General features: G+C 71.4%; 15 protein-coding genes and 4 pseudogenes. 14 read left to right on the forward strand and 5 right to left on the reverse strand.

What is annotated here, in order from left to right:
• The 3 genes from RH94_RS16795 to RH94_RS16805 all read right to left on the reverse strand — a co-directional run.
• Positions 1-4,127, reverse strand: a 4,127-nt coding sequence (locus RH94_RS16795; RefSeq protein ID WP_234425761.1) for a LamG-like jellyroll fold domain-containing protein, incomplete at its 3' end; no start/stop codon positions are given.
• Positions 4,128-4,688: 561 nt separating this feature from the next.
• Entirely contained in the window at positions 4,689-4,862 is a 174-nt protein-coding gene (locus RH94_RS16800; RefSeq protein ID WP_073948430.1) for a DUF397 domain-containing protein, read from the reverse strand.
• Between the two features lie 2 nt (positions 4,863-4,864).
• On the reverse strand, positions 4,865-5,701 hold the full coding sequence (locus RH94_RS16805) for a helix-turn-helix domain-containing protein (RefSeq protein WP_079189070.1): 837 nt from the start codon (positions 5,699-5,701) through the stop codon (positions 4,865-4,867).
• A 91-nt stretch (positions 5,702-5,792) separates the two neighbouring features.
• On the opposite strand from RH94_RS16805, the gene RH94_RS16810 reads away from it, so the two are divergent.
• From RH94_RS16810 to RH94_RS16820, 3 genes are read left to right on the forward strand one after another with little or no spacing between them, the layout of a single operon-like run.
• Positions 5,793-6,362 (forward strand): ATP-binding protein, encoded by a 570-nt coding sequence (locus RH94_RS16810; protein WP_324614276.1) that lies wholly within the window; start codon positions 5,793-5,795, stop codon positions 6,360-6,362.
• A 5-nt stretch (positions 6,363-6,367) separates the two neighbouring features.
• The gene (locus RH94_RS16815) at positions 6,368-6,778 is read left to right on the forward strand and encodes a hypothetical protein (protein ID WP_234425825.1); all 411 of its coding nucleotides are present in this window, start codon (positions 6,368-6,370) and stop codon (positions 6,776-6,778) included.
• Positions 6,771-7,022 (forward strand): hypothetical protein, encoded by a 252-nt coding sequence (locus tag RH94_RS16820; protein WP_073948406.1) that lies wholly within the window; start codon positions 6,771-6,773, stop codon positions 7,020-7,022. The genes RH94_RS16815 and RH94_RS16820 overlap by 8 nt, the downstream gene beginning before the upstream one ends.
• 89 nt (positions 7,023-7,111) lie before the next feature.
• Here RH94_RS16820 and RH94_RS16825 read toward each other — a convergent pair whose 3' ends face one another.
• On the reverse strand, positions 7,112-7,648 hold the full coding sequence (locus RH94_RS16825; protein WP_073948407.1) for an HNH endonuclease: 537 nt from the start codon (positions 7,646-7,648) through the stop codon (positions 7,112-7,114).
• 312 nt (positions 7,649-7,960) lie between these two features.
• On the opposite strand from RH94_RS16825, the gene RH94_RS16830 reads away from it, so the two are divergent.
• The 8 genes and pseudogenes from RH94_RS16830 to RH94_RS43600 form a co-directional block, all read left to right on the forward strand.
• Positions 7,961-9,076 (forward strand): mechanosensitive ion channel family protein, encoded by a 1,116-nt coding sequence (locus RH94_RS16830; protein ID WP_073948408.1) that lies wholly within the window; start codon positions 7,961-7,963, stop codon positions 9,074-9,076.
• A gap of 205 nt (positions 9,077-9,281) precedes the next feature.
• On the forward strand, positions 9,282-9,902 hold the full coding sequence (locus RH94_RS16835; RefSeq protein ID WP_073948409.1) for a Uma2 family endonuclease: 621 nt from the start codon (positions 9,282-9,284) through the stop codon (positions 9,900-9,902).
• Positions 9,903-9,987: 85 nt separating this feature from the next.
• Positions 9,988-11,253 carry a 6-phospho-beta-glucosidase gene (locus RH94_RS16840; protein WP_073948410.1) on the forward strand — a complete coding sequence of 422 codons (1,266 nt, stop codon included), beginning with the start codon at positions 9,988-9,990 and terminating at the stop codon, positions 11,251-11,253.
• Positions 11,244-12,215, forward strand: a complete 972-nt coding sequence (locus tag RH94_RS16845; protein WP_073948411.1) for an N-acetylglucosamine kinase — start codon at positions 11,244-11,246, stop codon at positions 12,213-12,215. The genes RH94_RS16840 and RH94_RS16845 overlap by 10 nt, the downstream gene beginning before the upstream one ends.
• 359 nt (positions 12,216-12,574) lie before the next feature.
• On the forward strand, positions 12,575-13,972 hold the full coding sequence (locus RH94_RS16850) for a hypothetical protein (RefSeq protein ID WP_073948412.1): 1,398 nt from the start codon (positions 12,575-12,577) through the stop codon (positions 13,970-13,972).
• Between the two features lie 20 nt (positions 13,973-13,992).
• Positions 13,993-15,009: a glutamate ABC transporter substrate-binding protein gene (locus RH94_RS16855; RefSeq protein WP_073948433.1), complete on the forward strand. Its 1,017-nt coding sequence runs from the start codon at positions 13,993-13,995 to the stop codon at positions 15,007-15,009.
• 33 nt (positions 15,010-15,042) lie between these two features.
• A pseudogene (locus RH94_RS43595) lies at positions 15,043-15,587 on the forward strand (hypothetical protein); the annotation flags it as partial.
• Between the two features lies 1 nt (position 15,588).
• Positions 15,589-16,379, forward strand: a pseudogene (locus RH94_RS43600) (hypothetical protein); the annotation flags it as partial.
• Between the two features lie 19 nt (positions 16,380-16,398).
• Here RH94_RS43600 and RH94_RS46985 read toward each other — a convergent pair.
• The gene (locus RH94_RS46985; RefSeq protein ID WP_456154168.1) at positions 16,399-16,761 is read right to left on the reverse strand and encodes a hypothetical protein; all 363 of its coding nucleotides are present in this window, start codon (positions 16,759-16,761) and stop codon (positions 16,399-16,401) included.
• Here RH94_RS46985 and RH94_RS16865 point away from each other — a divergent pair.
• From RH94_RS16865 to RH94_RS43610, 3 genes and pseudogenes are all read left to right on the forward strand, one after another.
• Positions 16,736-18,601: tetratricopeptide repeat protein (locus tag RH94_RS16865; RefSeq protein ID WP_456154169.1), on the forward strand; the 1,866-nt coding region annotated here is incomplete at its 3' end. The genes RH94_RS46985 and RH94_RS16865 overlap by 26 nt on opposite strands.
• A 1-nt stretch (position 18,602) precedes the next feature.
• A pseudogene (locus RH94_RS43605) lies at positions 18,603-18,975 on the forward strand (tetratricopeptide repeat protein); the annotation flags it as partial.
• A 3-nt stretch (positions 18,976-18,978) separates the two neighbouring features.
• A pseudogene (locus tag RH94_RS43610) lies at positions 18,979-19,316 on the forward strand (serine/threonine-protein phosphatase); the annotation flags it as partial.

A 19,316-nucleotide genomic window follows, 5' to 3' on the forward strand; every position in this document is an offset into this window, starting at 1 on the left:
ACGTCGTCGACCAGGCCGGGGAAGTACTCGCCCCAGGTCCCGTCGGTCTTGGCGCGGCCGACCTGGAAGGACTTGGCCGCCTTGAAGGCGAGTGTGTTCTCGGCCCAGGAGACCTGGTCCCCGCAGTCCTCGCCGCTGCCGTCGCAGGAGATCTCCTGCAGCGTTCCGTTGACGTACAGGCGGGCCTGCTTGGCGAAGCCGTCGTAGACCACGGCCAGGTGGTTCCAGTCCCGCGCGTCGTAGAACTCGCTGTTCTTCACGCGTACGACCGTCACGTCCGTACTGTCCTTGTCCGGCACGGCCAGTTCCCAGTGGCCCAGGCCCTCCGGGTTCACGGTGTCCGGTACGAAACGGACGGTGAGGGCGCTCTGGGTGGAGCCCTCGGCACTGACCAGCGCGACACCACTGGTCGGCAGTGCGACGGCCTGGGCCCAGGCGGTGACGGTGTAGCTGCCGCTGGTGTCGACCGGTACGGACGTCGTGGCCGCGTAGCCGCCGACGCCGTCCAGCTCCAGGCCGCCGAAGTCGATGAAGGAGAAGTCCGACTTCTTCGCGCCGCCGTTCAGCGTGAGCGCGCTGCCTCCGGGCACGGCGTTCGGGGTGGTCACCGGGCTGGTCCCGGTGGTCTCCTCGAACGTCCACCGAGCCTTGACCAGCGGGCGCTGCTGGAACATCTGACGGGCCTCGTCGTCGGCCACCGGCCGGTCGAAGAGGCGTACGTCGTCGATCTCTCCGGTGAAGTAGTCGACGTACTTGCCCGTCCAGATGGTACGGCCGACCTGCACCGGCCCCTGGGCCTCCCAGATCTTGGGCGCAGCGGCACTGCCCTGCAACTGCCCGTTGACGTACAGGCGGATCTGCTGGGCGTCGGCGTCGTGGACCGCCATCAGGTGGGTCCACTCACCGGGCCGCGCCGGCTGGTTGGCCCGCACCCGCTGGTTGGTGAGGTTGCCTGCCTCGACGTCCTCGAGCGAGGTGCGCAGGCTCCACGTGTTCGGCTCCCACTCGTAGGAGAGGTAGAACGGGCTGTAGTAGGTGCCGCTCTGGCTGAGCACCGTGCGATTGCGGTTGGTGGCTTCCGCGGGAAGCTTCGCCCAGGCGGAAACGGTGTACGAGCGGGCCGTGTTGAGTACGGGCAGGGCCGTGGCCGCGTAGCCGCTGGTCCCGTCCACCTTCAGGGCGTTGCCCGCGACTCCGCTCACGCCCAGCGTCGCGCCGCCGTGCAGGGTCAGCGGCTGCCGGGCGGCCGTGCCGACCACTTTCTGGGCGGTCGCCTCCTCGTCCAGCGGGAAGACGGCCCGGGCCGGGCGCCCGGTCGTGAGCTCCTGGTCCTGGTACAACCGTCCGGCCTCGGTCGCGCTGACCGCCCGGTCGAAGATTCGCAGGTCGTCGATCGTGCCCGGGAAGAAGGACTTGTGGACACCGCTGTAGATACCGGCGCCCAGCTGGAGCCCGCGGCGGGCCTCCCAGGCGGTGGTGTATGCGGTGGCACCGGCCTGCGTGCCGTTCACGTACAGCCGCAGTTGTTTGGCCTTGCTGTCGTAGACGCCCACCAGATGGGTCCACTCGCCCGCCTTGGCGTCCCCGGGCGTGGCGGCCATGGCCCGGGCGATGGAAGCACCGGCCGTGTCGGAGGTGTACTGGTTGAACACCCACCGGTCGTAGGACTGGGAGTAGTACAGCTCGAAGCCCGGAGAGTGGTTGCCCGGCTGGGCGGCGATGATCGCCGCTGCCGTCGGCATCCGGTCGAGCCGCGCCCATGCGGAGACGGAGAAGCTGGTCGAGGTGTCCACGGCGGGAATGTCGGAGACCGCGTAGCCGTCGACGCCGTTGAAGGACACCGCCGTGCCCTTGACTCCGGGCACGCCCGGTGTGGCGCCGCCGCGCAGCTCGAGCGTGCGTTCCGGCGCCGACCCCTCGGCCTGGCTCGCCCCGGCGTCCTCGTCCATCTGCCACATCGCCCGCTCGGGCTGCCCGGCCTTCACCCGGAACTGATAGGTGCGGACCTCACCGGCGTTGCCGGCCTGGTCGAACGCCTGCGCGGTGATGAGGTTCAGCCCGGGCTTGGCCGGCAGCATCCGGATGCTCTTCGCGGCGCCGCCGGATGTCGTGAGTACGTTCTTCGAGGTGGGGTCGCTGTTGATGCCGTACCAGTACTTGGTCACATCGCTGTCGGCGCCCTTGATGGAAAAGGTGCCGTACTTGCCCACCCCGTCGTACCACGGGTCGTCCGGGTCCTCCGGGTTCGAGGCCGGGTACTCGCCCGAGGTGATCGACGGCGCCTTGGGCACCGAGGTGTCGTAGAAGAAGTAGCAGGCGGCCGGGTCACCCGCGGACGACCACGGCGAGTACTGGGCCCCGTCGTAGCTGCGCGCCTCCCAGTTGATCTGCTTGTTCTGCGGCACGTTGGTCGGCAGGCTGATCGAGAAGATGTTCGACCCGGACTTCTTGTACGAGGTCAGCGCCGGCTTCCACCGCGGGGTCAGGCCCTTGCCGTCCCCGGTGTCCCATGACGCCTGGAACTGCACCGCGACGTTGTCGCCGTCCGGGTCGGTGATGTTGTTGGCGGAGATCTTGCCCAGGGTGCGCACCCGTGCCGCGTCGGCCGGCTTCTTGCAGGTGCCGCCGTACTCCATCGTCAGCTGCGACATCTTGATCTGGGGCGGCGGACGGTTGTACTGCACCCGCAGATACGCCTTGTCCGAGAACCGCTTCCAGCCGACCCGGTCCGTCTCACTGGCCGCCTGCAGCCCGAACGTCATCGTCGCGCTCTTGCTGTCGGCAGCCGCCTGCACCGCCGCCTTCACGTCGAACTCCGCGTCCTTGGCCGCGCAGCCGCTGTAGCCGTAGGCGAACGGCTTCGACGCCAGCTGCTTGATCCAGAAGCCCGCGGCATTCTGGCTGTTCCACGTCGTCGAGGCGGAGATGTCCTTGGTCTGCCACAGCTCCACGCTCCGCGCGTCGCAGGACGCCGACCAGGTGTTGCGGACCACGAACTCCGCCGACAGGATCGACTTCCCCGCGAACGTCGAGGTCGGGATCCGGTAGAACAGCCGCTTGGTGTCGTGCGGCTGGCAGTAGTCCCAGCCGCAGTAGCCCATGCCGGCGTCCGAGGCATCGTTGAACTTCCACTGCGGGGACGACGCCCAGTACTTCGACGCCATCGTCCACGCCGCCGCCTTCGGCGTGTACCACTGCGGATCGATGTAGACGGGGTAGACGGTCCCGGCGCCCTTGAGTACGTCGGTGTCCGGGGTCAGCACCAGCTCGTCCTGCCCGGCCGTCACCTCCACACCCACCGGCGCGAGCTTGCCCGACTCCCCCGCACCCGGCTCTCTTTTCTCATCGGCCTGCTTCGTGTCCGGCGCGGCCTGCGCACCGGACGCGGCCGCACGTGCCCCTGCCGGGGCGGCTGCCTGCCCGCCGGTGCTGGAGTCCCACATCAGCGGCTTCGGCGCCTCGAACACCGCACCCGCGGCACCCTTGTCGACGGCCTCCAGCCCGCCCTCACCGGTCTCGCGCACCTCCAGGCCCGACGCCGACAGCTTCAGCCGCAGCTCGGCCAGCTCCCCACTCGCCGCGGCCTTCGCCGTCTTCACCACCAGCAACTGGGTGAAGCCGTCCTCCTGCGCGGTCATCCGCAGGTCCACATCCGGCAGCACCGACGGATACGTCGCCACCGCCCCCTCCAGCCGGGGCTCGGGCAGCGGGGTCGGCCACGCCAGGCTCAGCTCCCGCCCGGCCCGCCGCATCCGCACCAGCGGCACCGCCGTGCCGCCCCCGGAGAACTCCACGTCCACCGTCGCGGCCCTGGGCGCCACCGTGCCCGCACCGGTCGCCACCAGGCCGGTGTCCACCCGCTTCCAGCCGCCCTGGCCACGGGCCCAGACCGGCCGCAGGTACTCCCGCGCCTCCAGATGCCCCTCCGGCGTGGCGAACACCTCGCGGCTCTCCCCGCGCCGGGCGGAGACCTCCACCGGCTTCCCCCTACGCCGGGCCTCGGCCAGCGCCTCCGCCTCCGACACCCCGCCGGCGGCCGCGGGGGCTTCCGCACTCCGCGGCGCGGCCGGCACGGCGGCCGCGGCCTCACCCCCCAGGGCCGGAACCGCCCCCACGGCCAACGTCACGCTCAGTAGCGCCCCGACGGCCCTGCCCCCGCCCCGCAACCGGGTCCACACCCTCACTACACCCCACCCACAGCGTTCTCACAGTTGTCTGCCGCAACTAAGGCCCGCAGTCAACGGGAAGGTCAACTGGCCGAAAAAGGACATCAGTTGATCAAGATCAAGAAGCGGATGTGAGGATCAATACGTTTACCGGGAATGATCAAGAACAGGTAAAACCTCGCCTCGATCGGTTTCACCGCCGAAGGCCTCCGAGCGCCCGGACGGGCCACGAGCGGCCACCCACGCCGAACACGTTACGTAACCAACAACGGCCGACCGTCGCGCAGCGGGGCACTCGGAGAGCTGACGGACAGTACGGCTGGGCCGCCCCACCAGACTGCCCAGGCGCTCCAGCCCGGCAGGGGCGGTCACCGGAATACACCGGTCAGAGCTGATGTCGACGCTGACCGATCCCACCGTCGGGACTATCGCGGTGCCGGAAAGCGGAGGGACCTCGATCCACCTGGTCCCTCTGTTCGGCTGGGGCCGGTTGAGCAAGGTGGCCTGTCCCAGCGCCGCGCGTCACTTCAACGACGCCGTGAACTTCGTCCAGGATTCCGGGGTGAGGCGGACTACCGGCCCGGCGGGGACCTTGGAGTCGCGGACGGCCACCGTGTGGGAGACGTTGCGGGCGACCTCAACGCATTCGCCGTTCACCGTGCTGTAGCTGGACGTTTCGAAGGCGAACTCGGGCACGTTCACACTTCCTTGCACAAGTTGTGGATGAGAATGATGGAGTCACGCGGAGCCAGGCCGAGACGGGACGTGCGGTCGAACAACACACCGTACGTTTTGCTCTCGACGTCATTCTCCACCCAGGCCATGCCCCTGATGGTGTCGCTCTGGACCACGTCAAGGGCATTGCCCTCCGTGAAGGAGATGATGCTGAACGGACCTGTGATGCAGGGGTGTGCGCCGGCTCGGAACGGAAGTACTTGCAGGCGTACGTTCGACAACTTCTCCAACTCCAGAAGGTGTTCGAGCTGAGCACGCATGACGTCGGGACCGCCGACCTGCTGCCGTAGCGCGGCCTCCCAGATCACCGCGTGAAGTTGGAGAGGGCGTTCGCCCAGCAGTCGCTCCTGGCGTTTCTGCTTGACCCCGACCCAGCGCTCGATCTCGTCGGGATCCTCCCAACTCCCCTCAGCGACCGCCAGAGCCCGCGTGTACTCAGGGATCTGGAACAGCCCCGGTACCAGCGAGGACTGCCAGTTGCGAATGCGGGCGGCGCCATCCTCCATGGCGATGTACTCGGCCGTCGCGCCGGTGTCGATCGAGTTGCGCCACCAACCCTTGGCCTTGCGGCGCTCGCGGTCCAGCCGCGCCAGGTCCAGCAACCGGAGCACGCTCTGGGGATCACTCATACCGTAGAACTCGCAGAGCGCGCGGATGTCCGGGTCCCGCATCGGCACCCAGCCCTGTTCCATCTTCACGATCTTCGAGTTGGTCGCACTGATGACGTCTGCGGCTTGGCGCTGGGTCTTGCCTGCGGCGTCGCGCAGACGCAGCAACTCCCCGCCGAGCCTGCGTCCCAGGACAGTTGAGGTCCGATTACCCAAAGGTGAGGTACGAGTCACAGGGAGAGTCTCTCTTGCGCAAGGCCAGTCGGACACTCAATGGAGACACTTGTCTCCGAAACAGTTGCACCGGGAACTCAAATGCACCTACGTTCAGTGCGCAACAGATCACGCACTGAAGCCGCTTGGAGGCGTATCCCATGGCCGAACCCCACCCCCCACCACTCCCGACACCGCTCCCGGACCCGTCCTCCACGAAGACAAGCTCGACTACACCCCCCTCCCCCGCAGCGTCCCCCTCGCCCGCCATCGCGCCGCACGCCTGGTCGCCGAGTGGGGATACCCGCACCTCGCCGACGACGTCGCCCTCGTCGCCTCCGAGCTCGTGACCAACGCCCTGCTGCACGGCAGCCTGCGGGACCGGCTGATCCGCGTACGGCTCGCCGTCACCGCCGCCGTCCTCCGCGTCGAGGTCGACGACCCGGGCGGCAAGCGGTTGCCGTGCCCGCGGGACGCGGCCGGTGAGGAGCAGTTCGGGCGCGGGCTGACGATCGTCGCGGCGCTGGCCGACGACTGGGGCACGGGACCGAGGACCGGGGTGGGCAAGACGGTCTGGGCACAGTGGGGCCTCGGTCTCACCCTCCGCGGTGGCGATCCGCTCGCTCGCACGAAGGAGTGACGAGAATGGCGCTAGCGTGGGCGTGTGCCGGAAAGATGCTGGACGAGTGGAAGGGGCAGCCGATGACCATGCCTTGCGCGGACGGGGACGTCCCGCTCATCCCGCGGCCCGCTCTGACGCTGCCGGCCCTGCGGCAGGCCGTGGCGACGGTCGCGCCCTCCCGCTTGCCCGAGTTCTTCGAGGACCTGCAGAAGGCTTTCGTCCGCGCCGGGGACGAGGACAGCGTCGTGCCGATCCGGATGTTCTACCGGCAGTGGGGCGTCGTGGTCGAAATCGAGCGGCACCCTGAGACCGCGCGTCGGCTGCACGCCGCCGAGCAGGCCGTCGACGATCCTGACCCCGCCGTCCGCGAGCGCGCCATCCGTGAGGCCGCGGAGATCGTACGTGCGGCACACCGTGAGGTCGCCGGTGGCTGACTGGCGCTGGGAGCTGTTCCAGGACGACCTGCTGGACGGGCTCCCGAAGGCAGCTCGCGCCGAGACGGAGCGGCTGGCCAACGAGATCGCCGTACGGGAGTCCATGGTCTTTCTGGAGGGCGCCGCCTATACCGGCCCCGGCCCCGGCGTCCGCACCGAGACGCGTGGGCTGCTCATGCTCACCTACCTGACCGATGTGCGCGGCGAGAGGATCGTCGTGGTCCAGGTGAGCTGGTTCGGCTGAGGCCGACGTGCGTGACGTCCGGCCTGCGTACACGTACAGGACGCAGGCCGGGCGTCACGCGCGTCGGCCGATGCGAAGGCCCGGAGTCGTCAGGCGGATATGCCGTCGATCCGGGCCAGGGCGTCGTCCGCGCCGAACGGCTGCAGGTAGGGCAGCCAGCGCGGGTCCCTATGCCCGGTGCCGATGATGCGCCAGGCCAGGCCCGTGGGCGGGGCCGGCTTGTGGCGCAGGCGCCAGCCCAGCTCGACGAGGTGGCGGTCGGCCTTGACGTGGTTGCAGCGGCGGCAGGAGGCCACCACGTTGTCCCAGACGTGCTTGCCCCCGCGTGAGCGCGGGATGACGTGGTCGACGCTGGTCGCGACGCCGCCGCAGTACACGCACCGGCCCCCGTCGCGGGCGAAGAGCGCTCGCCTGGTCAGAGGAACGGGCCCCCGGTAGGGAACCCGCACGAAACGCTTGAGCCGGACTACGCTGGGTGCGGAGACGGTGACGGTTGCGCTGTGCAGGTAGGCGCCGGACTCCTCGAGGCAGACTGCCTTGTTCTCGAGGACGAGCACGAGCGCGCGGCGGAGCGGTACGACGCCGAGGGGCTCGTACGACGCGTTGAGGACCAGGACATGCGGCACGGATGCCTCCTTGTACGCCGGCGGCGCGTGGCTCGCGCCGGGGCTGTCTGGTGTCAGTTTCCCCTCATGCCTGGTGAACGCGCCACCATGTCCCGGTAACGGGCTGAGAGTGTTTTCGACCACACCGGCTTCATCCCCAGGACCGCGCCCCCTTTACACGACCTGATCAGAGGCGGGCGGACACCGCCCCTCACCGGCCATCCCCGGAACTTCACACCGATCCACACACCGTGCCCCGTTAGTGTGGTGGTTCTGCCCGTCCGGTGACCTCTTCGTGACCCAGACGATATCGACCCCCGTGCCGGAGGGCGGATGCACCTGGAGGTACCTGCCGTGTCCCTGCCCGCCGCCCTGCCGGCCGCCGGTCCGTCGCCGTCGCCGTCGTCCTCCGAGACGCCGGCCCTGACGGTCCCCACGTTCCAGGACGCCCATGAGAGCGCGACGAACGCCGCCAGCTGGGTCGAGCAGAACTGGTCCACGTGGCTGGCGATCGGCCTGAGGGTCCTGCTGATCCTGGTGATCGCGGCGGTGCTGAGAAGCGTGGTCCGGCGGGCGATCACCAAGCTCATCGACCGTATGAACCGCACGGTCCAGGCGGTGGACGGCACCGCGCTGGGCGGGCTGCTGGTCAACGTCGAGCGCCGCCGGCAGCGCTCCCACGCCATCGGCTCGGTGCTGCGTTCGGTGGCGAGCTTCCTGATCATGGGCACGGCGGCCCTGATGGTGCTGGCCACCTTCGAGATCAACCTGGCCCCGCTGCTGGCCTCGGCCGGTGTGGCCGGTGTGGCGATCGGTTTCGGCGCCCGCAACCTGGTCACCGACTTCCTCTCCGGCGTGTTCATGATCCTGGAGGACCAGTACGGCGTCGGCGACACGATCGACGCGGGCGTGGCCGCCGGCGAGGTGATCGAGGTCGGTCTGCGCGTGACCAAGCTGCGCGGGGCGAACGGCGAGATCTGGTACGTCCGCAACGGCGAGGTCAAGCGCATCGGCAACCTCTCCCAGGGCTGGGCGACGGCCGGCGTCGACGTCACCGTCAGGGCGGACGAGGACCTGGACCGGGTGAAGGCCACCCTCGACGAGGTCACCGAGAGGATGAGCAAGGAGGAGCCCTGGAACGAGCTCCTGTGGAGCCCGATCGAGGTGCTCGGCCTGGACAGCGTGCTGATCGACTCGATGGTCGTCCGCGTCTCGGCCAAGACCATGCCGGGCAAGTCGGTGACCGTGGAGCGCGAGCTGCGCTGGCGCGTCAAGCGCGCCTTCGACGCGGCCGACATCCCCATCGTCGGCGGCGCGACCGCCCCGGCGGACGAGACCCCGGCCCCCGACCCCACGGCCGGCATGGCGGCCCCCTCGGCCTTCGCCAGCACCACCTCCCCGCAGTCGCTGGCGGCCTCGCCGATACCGCCGCAGTCGATGACGAAGTAGCACTTCAGCCGTACGACAGGGGCGGCGTCCGGGTGACCCGGACGCCGCCTTTCGCGTGCGCGGGGAGGAACGGAACGGTTCAGCACGCTCGTTCGAGTGAACATGTGCGCATCGCGGCGCAGCGGGTGATCGCCGTGCTCCATCGTTCTGCCGGGGCACCCTGCGTGGGCGTAGCCTGACACCAGCGCGACAAGGAGATCCAGCGATGAGCGCCGAACCCATCATGGAGCCGGTCATGACGCAGCAGGACCCCATCGATCTGTTGATCGCGATCGAAAAGGCGTCCGTGGCGCCGATTCGACCCGAGTACGTCGAGGGGACGGCCATCGTGCCACCGCAACCGGACTACAACCACAGCAAGCGCGCCGTCGGACTCATGCTTCAACTCCACGTCGCCGGGTTCGAGCTCACCGGCACGGGCATGGGCTTCCGTGCCGCGCACCAGAGCGGTTGCACGAAGACCCTGGTCGTTCCCGACTTCTACGTCCTCCGTCGTGAGCCGACCGAACTCGACGAGTCGTACCGCAAGGCCCACAAGGGCTGGTACCCCATCGACATGATCGCCCTGATCGGCGAGGTCACCTCGACCAATCACGAAACGGACACCGGCCCCAAGTTCCGCACCTACGCCGCCGCCGGCGTCCCCGTCTACGTCCTGATCAACCGCAACACCAGCACAGCCCATTGCTACAGCACCCCCGTCCTCCCCGGCGACGACCCCACCAAGGCGTACTACGACGACGAGGCCAAGGTCGACCTCGGCGAGCCGCTCCCCCTCCCGGCCCCGTACCCCACGCTGGACACGGCCCCGTTCCTCAAGGACTGAACCGGGCGCCGACCCTCCACTCCAGCCCCCCACCTGGGTAGCGTCCGTCAAGCACGTCGCGCTCACCCGAGCAGAAGGGCTGCAGATGAAACTCACCGTGGTCGGCGGCGGTTCGACCTACACCCCCGAACTCATCGACGGCTTCGCGCGTCTCAGAGACACCCTCCCCCTCGAGGAACTGGTCCTCGTCGACCCGGCGGCGGACCGCCTGGAACTGGTCGGCGGCCTGGCCCGGCGCATCTTCACCCGCCAGGCCCACAACGGCCGTATCGTCACCACCTCCGACCTGGACAGGGCCGTCGACGGCGCGGACGCCGTCCTGCTCCAGCTCCGCGTCGGCGGCCAGGCGGCCCGCGAACAGGACGAGACCTGGCCCCTGACCTGCGGCTGCGTCGGCCAGGAGACGACGGGTGCCGGCGGCCTGGCCAAGGCGCTGCGCACGGTTCCGGTGGTCCTGGACATCGCCGACCGCGTACGCCGCACCAACCCCGACGCCTGGATCATCGACTTCACCAACCCGGTCGGCATCGTCACCCGCGCCCTGCTCCGGGCCGGCCACAGGGCGGTCGGCCTGTGCAACGTGGCGATCGGCTTCCAGCGCAAGTTCGCCGCGCTGCTGGGCGTCGCCCCCGCCGAGGTCCACCTGGACCACGTGGGCCTGAACCACCTCACGTGGGAGACGGGGGTACGCCTGGGCGGCCCGGAGGGCGAGGACGTACTCCCCGAACTCCTGACCGACCACGGCGACACGATCGCCGACGACCTCCGCCTCCCCCGCTCCCTCCTGGACCGCCTGGGCGTGGTCCCCTCCTCCTACCTGCGCTACTACTACACGCACGACAAAGTGGTCGAGGAAATGCGCACGAAGCCCTCCCGGGCGGCCGAAGTAGCGGCCATGGAACGCGAGTTGCTGACCATGTACGGCGACCCGGCCCTCGACGAGAAACCGGCCCTCCTCGCCAGGCGCGGCGGCGCCCACTACTCGGAGGCGGCGGTGGACCTGGCCGCAGCGCTCCTGGGCGGAGGCGGAAGCCCGTACCAGGTGGTCAACACCTGCAACAAGGGCACCCTGCCCTTCCTCCCGGACGACGCCGTCATCGAGGTACAAGCAGCAGTGGGCCCCGAAGGCACGACGCCCCTCCCCACCACCCCCATCGACCCCCTCTACGCGGGCCTGTTGGCGAACGTGACGGCCTACGAGGACCTGGCCCTGGACGCGGCCCTGCGCGGCGGCCGGGACCGCGTCTTCCGCGCCCTGCTCTCCCACCCCCTCATCGGCCAGTACGCGTACGCCGAAACCCTCACCGACCAGCTGATCGCACACAACCGGGAGCACCTGGCGTGGGCCTGACCGCAAGCGTCCTCGCCATCGACGCGGGCAACAGCAAGACCGACGTGGCGGTCGTGGCGGCCGACGGGAACGTCCTCGCCACGGCCCGCGGCGGCGGCTTCCGCCCTCCGGCCGTGGGCGTGGAAACAGCGATGAACACCCTGGCGGAAACGATCAGCCGGGCCTACGCGGCAGCGGGAGTCACCTCCGCCGACCACGTCTCGGCCTGCCTGGCCAACGCCGACCTGCCCGTCGAGGAGCACCAGTTGGCGACCGCCCTGCACGCACGCGCGTGGGGCACCACGGTGGACGTGCGCAACGACACGTTCGCGATCCTGCGCGCGGGCGTGGCCGAACCCCGCGGTGTCGCCGTCGTCTGCGGCGCCGGCATCAACTGCGTCGGCATGCGCCCGGACGGCCGCACCGCCCGCTTCCCGGCCCTCGGCCGCATCTCCGGCGACTGGGGCGGCGGCTGGGGCCTGGCGGAGGAGGCCCTGTGGTACGCGGCCCGGGCGGAGGACGGCCGCGGCAAGGCCACCGCCCTGGCCCGCACCCTCCCCGCCCACTTCGGCCTGGCCTCCATGTACGCCCTCATCGAGGCCCTCCACCTGAACCGCGTCGACCGCCACCGCCGCCACGAACTGACCCCGGTCCTGTTCGCCACGGCCGCGCAGGGCGACCCCGTCGCCCGCACGATCGTCGACCGCCTGGCGGACGAAGTGGTCACCATGGCCACGGTGGCCCTGACCCGCCTGGACCTCCTCGACGAGGAAACCCCGGTGCTCCTCGGCGGCAGCGTCCTGGCCGCCCGCCACCCCCAACTGGACGACACCATCCGGGCCTTCCTGTCCACCCGAGCCCCGAAAGCCGCGCCCCGGACCATCACGGCGAGCCCGGTCCTGGGCGCGGCCCTCCTGGGCCTGGACCACGTAGGGGCGTCCGTCCAGGTACAGGAAAGGGTGCGGGCGCACTTCGAACGGTGAGCCCTCTCGAAACGTGCGCGGAGTGGGTCCGCTCGCCCCGCTTGAGGGGGTGCCTACAGCTACGCGACGCGATACCCGCAGCCGCCCGACGGCGGAAGGGGCCGTGGGGGTGCGTCAACAGCCCGCCGCATACTTCGTCTCTGCCCGGGCCGGCCGTGAAAGGCACAGCAGTACGCCCATGCGCGGCGGGCTGGACGCACCCCCACGGCCCCGACCCACCACGCACCGCAGGCGCAACCGCGCCCACACACCGCAGGCGCACCACCACCCCGGGGGAACCGAACCGATTCCCCCGGCGTATTCATGGGCAAGGGGTGGTGCGAAGCATCCCGCTACGGCAGCGATACTTGCGGTGACGGATGACCACGGGGGAGGTCACAGTGACACACGCACCGACGAGCAGCACGGCACCACCGCACCCCGCACCCCCACGCCGCACCGCCCTGGCAGAAGGCGCGGAGCGCCTCCGCCACGCCGCCACCACGGAACCCGGCCGCCTCCGCGTCATCGGCGCCGTCCTGGCCCTCCTCGTCGTGGCCTTCGGCACCGTCACCGCCCTGCAGACCACCCACCGCGCCACGGCCGCCGACGACGTCCTCCACCGCAGCCAGCCCCTCAGTTCCGACGCCGCGGACATCTACCGCTCCCTCGCCGACGCCAACACCATGGCCACCAGCGGCTACCTGGCCGGCCTGCAGGAGACGACGGCCACCCGCGAGCGCTACGAGTCCGACATCCGCACGGCCGCCGCCAAACTCGTCACCGCCGCCGCCAACTCCGCCCCCGGCTCCCCCTCCGCCGCCACCATCACGAGGCTCAACGAGCTCCTGCCCCGCTACAAGGGCCTGGTGGAGGCCGCCCGCGCCAACAACCGCCAGGGCTTCCCGGTCGGCGGCGCCTACCTGCGCGCCGCCAACGACACGATGCAGAACGAGATGCTCCCGGCGGCCGAGGACCTGTACCAGAAGGAGAACCAGCGGCTGAGCGCCGACTACGCGGACGCGACCCCGTACCCGTGGGCCGCGATCGCCCTCGGCGTCGTCGCCCTCGCGGCCCTGGCCTGGGCCCAGCGGCGCACCTACCTCCGTACGAACAGGGTGCTGAACCACGGCCTGGTGGCCGCCACCGCGGCCACCACCGTCGTCCTGCTGTGGCTGGTGATCGGCCACAGCGTCGCGCGCGCGGGCCTGAACGGCTCCTACACCCACGGCGTGCGCTCGCTGAGCGTGCTGCACGACGCCCGTATCGCCTCCCTGAAGGCCCGCAGCAACGAGAACCTGACCCTCGTCAGCCGCGGCGCGGAGACCAGGACGCTGAAGGACGGCACGGTCATGGACGCCTACGACTGGGCGTACGACCAGGAACTCGACAGGCTCGCGAAGACCCTGGCCCACGCCGACCGCCTCGCCGACGACACCGCGGGCCGCACGCCCGTGCGGGTGGCGAACGAGTCGATGAAGGTCTGGAAGTCCCGGCACGAACTGGCCCGCCGGGCCAACGACTCCGGCGACTACCAGAAGGCACGGGACCGGGTCATCGGCACCACCGCCGAGGACGAGTCGACGGGCGAGTGCTTCGACAACGTCGACACCTCACTGGCGTCGGCGCTCACCCACGAGACGAACGAGTTCAAGCAGGCCGCCCGCGCCGGCCTGGCCGCGATGACCGGCCTGCCCGCCGGCTCCGCGGTGCTCGCGGTCCTCGGCGCGGCCGGAGCGGTGCTCGGCATCGGGCGCAGACTGTCGGAGTACCGGTGAACGGGAGAGGGGGCGTGACGATGCGAGCACGACGTCTGCGGGCCGGGCTGAAGGGCTGGGGAGGCGTGGGGGCGATGGCGGCCGTCTGCGCCCTGGCCCTGGCCTTCGTCCTCCTCCTGCCGCGCACCCAGCCGTACGCGACCGGCGACCCCGCCCCGGGCGGCCAGAGGACGGCGTACGCCACCCGGGCCAAGGCGGACACCTGCAAGGACAGCGAGGCCCACGACCGGAGCCTGTCCCCGTCGAGCGCGGACGGCCCCACCCTCGGCGCCATCAGGTCGCGCGGCTACCTGTCGGTGGGCGTCGACCAGAACAGCTACCGCTGGGGCTACCGCAACCCGAACAACTCCACCGGCGAGCTGGAGGGGTTCGACATCGACCTGGCGCACCGCATCGCCAAGGACATCCTCGGCGACGAGAACAAGGTCCAGTTCAGGGCCATCCCCACCAACGAGCGCATCCCCGCGATCAGGAGCGGCCGCGTGGACATGGTGGTGCGCACCATGACGATCACGTGCGACCGTCTGCGGCAGGTGGCGTTCTCCGCGCCGTACTTCCTGACCGGTCAGCAGGTCCTGGCCCCGAAGACGTCGGAGATCACCGGGTACGACGCCTCCCTGGCCGGCCGCAAGGTCTGCTCGGGGACGGGCACCACGGCCTACGACCACCTGTCCGCCGACAAGAAGAACGGCAGGCTCCCCGCCTCCACCGACATCGCCACCACCGTCCCCAACCAGCTGGACTGCCTGGTGAGGCTGCAACTCGGCGAGGTGGACGCGGTGGTGACGGACAGCGCGCTCGCCGCCAGCCAGGCCGCGCAGGACCCCGCGGTGGCGCTGAAGGGCACGAGCTTCACCAGGGAGTTCTACGGTGTGGCGATGAAGCTGGGCGCCGACGACCTGGTGCGCCGGGTCAACCGGACACTGGAGGACTACCGCAAGGACGGGGGCTGGAAGGAGTCGTACGACAAGTGGTTGTCCGCCACGCTGGGTAGGGAATCGTCGGCGGCGACTCCGCCGACGGCGAGTTACCGGTGACAGACGGAACACGAACGCAGCGAGAGGTGATCGATGGGCGTCACGGACCCCGCCGGGCCGGTGATGGACCGGGACGAGGTGGACCGTGCGCTGGCGCGGCTCGGCTCGGAGCACGAGGCCGTCGAGACCTCGCTCCTCGCCCTGCAGGACCACGCGGGCCGCAGACTCCTGGAGGGCGCCGAGCTGACCGGTGCGACCAAGGAGCGCTGGGCGGCGACGGAGGCGTCGATCACGCTGCTGTGGACGTACTTCGACGCCTACAGCGACGCGTTGCGCGCCGCCCGTGAGATCCGCGCCCGCCGCCGCTGGTCCAGCCGCGAGGACCTGGTGGAGCTGACGGAGCTGCTGCGCGGCGAGGCGGTCACGGTCGCCGGCTCGGCGGCGGCCACCGCGAACGCGCCGACCCTGTCCGGCCCGGGCAGGCTCAGCCAGAGCTTCTCCCTGGCCGCGCTGGTGGAGCGGATGAACGAGCTGTACGCGGCCGGCCTGGACGTGGTGATCGCCGCCGACGCGGTGTGGTCGGCGCTGCCCGCGCGGATCGATCTGCTGGCCGCGGAGCTGCAGCGCACCCGCCGGCTNGGCTCGCGCACTCGGTCGGCGTCCGCCCCGGCGAGCACCCGGCGGGCGACGACCTGGAGCGCATCACGCGCACGCTGACCAGGCTGCGCGAGGAGGTGGTCTCCGACCCGCTGGCCTTCTGGGTTCCGGCGCAGGGCAGTTCGGCGCCGGGCGGCGGCCGTCCGGACACCACGGTGTACGACCGCGAGGCCCGCGCCCTCGAGGAGGTGCGCCGGGAGATCGACGCCGTGCTCGGGGTCCGGCAGGACGCCGAGCAGCGGCTGATCAGACTGCGGGACGTGCTGTCGCGCGCGGACCGCACGCTCGCCGAGGCGCGCACCGCACGCGGCGAGGTGCTGGCGAAGATCGCGGCGACGGAGGTGCCGGTGGTCAGCGGCCCGCCGACCGCGCTGCAGGAGCAGCTGGCGGCGGCCGCCGAATACCGCAGACAGGCCCAGTGGCACCGCCTGTCGCCGCTGCTGGACTCCCTGGAGCAGAAGGCGGAGGACGAACTGCTGCGGGCCCGCGAGTCGTTGACGGCGGTCACCGCTCCGCTGGCGGTCCGCGCCGAGCTGCGCGGCCGGCTGGACGCGTACCGGGCGAAGGTGACCCGGCACGGCCTGGCGGAGGACCCGCTGCTGGTCGAGCGGTACGACGCGGCGCGGCGCATGCTGTGGAGCGCGCCCTGCGACCTGCGGGTGGCCGAGCAGGCCGTACTGCGCTACCAGCGGACGGCGGCCGAAGCGCTCGGCGGCGCGCGGGTGCCGGAGCAGGGCGGGCCCCGGGACGGTGACGGTGGGGGGAAGTCATGAGCCGGGCGGGGCAGAGCTGTCAGCGGCCGGAGTGCGAGGGCACGTACGAGGACGTGGGCGGCGGCGAGCTGTACTGCGACACCTGCGGTCTCGCGCCGGTCGTCTCGGCATCGGGGCCTCCCCCGCTCGAGCGCGGTCGAGAGCTCGGGGAAGGCATGGTGGGCTCCCCGCCCACCGGGGTCGCGGGCGGCGGCGGGGGCTCACGGGGCTCGGCGGGCAGCGGCGGTTCGGCCTCCAGCGCGCGCAGTGCCCGCGGTTCCCGTACGTCGTCGCAGTCGACCGGCTCCTCGCGGTCCCGCCGCTCGGTGTCGGGACGGCTGTCGCGCTCGCTGCCGGGCAGGTCGACCGGCCGTTCGGTGTCGGTGCGCGGCTCCGGCTCCACGGCGGGCTCCTCCGGCCGCGGCCGGCTGGGCGCGGGGCTGGTGCAGGTGCCGCAGGTGCCGCGGCCCGACCCGCACTCGATGGTGCTCGAGAACCCGGAGGTGCCGGAGCGGAAGCGGTTCTGCTCGCGCGCGGACTGCGGGGCGCCGGTCGGCCGCGCGCGGGGTGACCGGCCGGGCCGTACGGAGGGCTTCTGCACCAAGTGCGGGCACCCGTACTCCTTCGTGCCCAAGCTGAGGGCCGGGGACGTCGTCCACGGCCAGTACGAGGTCGCGGGCTGTCTGGCGCACGGCGGCCTGGGCTGGATCTACCTGGCCGTGGACCGGGCGGTGTCCGACCGGTGGGTGGTGCTCAAGGGCCTGCTGGACACCGGCGACCAGGACGCGATGGAGGCGGCGATCTCCGAGCGGCGGTTCCTCGCGGAGATCGAGCACGCCAACATCGTGCGGATCTACAACTTCGTGGAGCACCTCGACCAGCGCACCGGCTCCCTCGACGGCTACATCGTGATGGAGTACGTCGGCGGCAAGTCGCTGAAGGAGATCGCCAACTCCCGCCGCGCCCCGGACGGCAGACGGGACCCGCTGCCGGTGGAGCAGGCGTGCGCGTACGGCATCGAGGCCCTGGAGGCGCTCGGCCACCTGCACAGCCGCAACCTGCTGTACTGCGACTTCAAGGTCGACAACGCGATCCAGACCGAGGACCAGCTCAAGCTGATCGACATGGGCGCGGTGCGCCGCATGGACGACGACGAGTCGGCCATCTACGGCACGGTCGGCTACCAGGCGCCGGAGGTCGCCGAGGTCGGCCCGTCGGTGGCCAGCGACCTGTACACGGTGGGCCGTACGCTCGCCGTGCTCACGTTCGACTTCCAGGGCTACACGAACGTCTTCGCGGACAGTCTGCCCGACCCCGACCACATCGAGGTCTTCCGCCGCTACGAGTCCTTCTACCGGTTGCTGGTCCGCGCCACCGACCCCGACCCGGCCCGCCGGTTCGCCTCCGCGCAGGAGATGTCCGAGCAGCTGACGGGCGTGCTGCGGGAGGTGGTGTCCCTGCAGACCGGCCGGGCGCGGCCGGCCCTGTCGACGCTGTTCGGGCCGGAACTGCGGTTGACGGACACGGAGTTGTTCTCCCGGCTGGACGGGGACGTGTCCCGGCTGGGGGCCCGGGTGCCGCGCACGCGCGGGTCCGCCCCGGCGCTCCCCGCCGGCGCGGCGCAGGGCGAGGGCGGCGGCCCCGGTACGCCGCACACGCCGGCTGCGCCGGGCCTCGTCAAGCCCGTCGACGCGTCGGCCGCCGCCCTCGCCCTGCCGGTCCCGCACGTCGACCCCACGGACCCGAACGCGGGTTTCCTGGCGGGCCTGTTGACGTCGGCGCCCGCCGAGCTGGTCCACGCGCTCGCGGCGGCGCCCGCGCAGTCCGCCGAGACGCGGCTGCGCCAGGTCCGCGCCCGGCTGGGGACCGGCGAGCCGGCCGTCGCGCTGCGGGTCCTGCGCGCCCTGGAGGAGGAGGACCCGGACGACTGGCGGGTCGTCTGGTACCGGGGCGTGGTCTCCCTGGTCACCGGCGACCACGAGGAGGCGGCCCTCGCCTTCGACGCGATCTACGACGCCTTCCCCGGCGAGGTCGCGCCGAAGCTGGCGCTCGCCCTGTGCGCGGAGGTGCTCGGCCAGCTCGACAACGCCGCCGAGTACTACCGCCTGGTGTGGTCCACCGACCCGAGCCAGGTCAGCGCCGCGTTCGGTCTGGCCCGCGTCCAGCTGGCCACCGGGGACCGGCGGGGAGCCGTACAGACCCTGGAGTCGGTTCCGGAGTCCTCCATCCACTACACGGCGGCGNGGCGCGGGTGGCGGCCGTACGGGCGCGGCTGCGGCACCGGACGGCCGCCGCGTCCGACACGCCGTTCCTGGAGGACCTGACGGCCGCCGCCGGGCAGGTGGAGGCACTTCAGGCGTACGCTCTGGATCCGACGCGGCGCGAGCGGCTGTCGGCGGAAGTCCTCGGCTGCGCGCTGGACTGGGTACTCTCCGGGGGCCGGGCCGCCGACCCGGCCGCCCGGCGGGTGCTGCTCGGCAGCGACCTGGACGAGCGGGGACTCCGCCTCGGCCTGGAGCGTTCGTACCGCACGCTGGCCCGGCTGGCGCCCGGCGGCGAGGAGAGGATCGACCTGGTGGAACGTGCCAACCGTTACCGCCCCCGGACGTGGGTGTAGTTGATGTCGCAGATGCACCAGCAGGCCGCCCTGCCGAAGTGCCCGAGCTGTGCGGAGCCGGTGGAGCCGGGTGACCGTTTCTGCGGCGCGTGCGGATGCGAGCTGTCCGCGGCCGCCGCGGCGGGGGGCGACACGCCGACGCTCACCATGAACGGCGCCTCGGTGCCGCGCCCGGCCGGCCCCGGCGAGCACACCGACGCCGCCGCCTGGCCGCACGCCCCGCACCCGGACGCCTCCGAGGCCCCGCCACCCCGTCCGCACGGGCCGGGCACGAACGCGGGCGGTTCCCCGCAGCCCCCGCCGCCACCGGCCCCGCAGCCTGCGCGGCAACCGCAGGGGCA

It is taken from the genome of Streptomyces kebangsaanensis (genome assembly GCF_001906585.1).
GTDB classification, from domain to species: domain Bacteria; phylum Actinomycetota; class Actinomycetes; order Streptomycetales; family Streptomycetaceae; genus Streptomyces; species Streptomyces kebangsaanensis.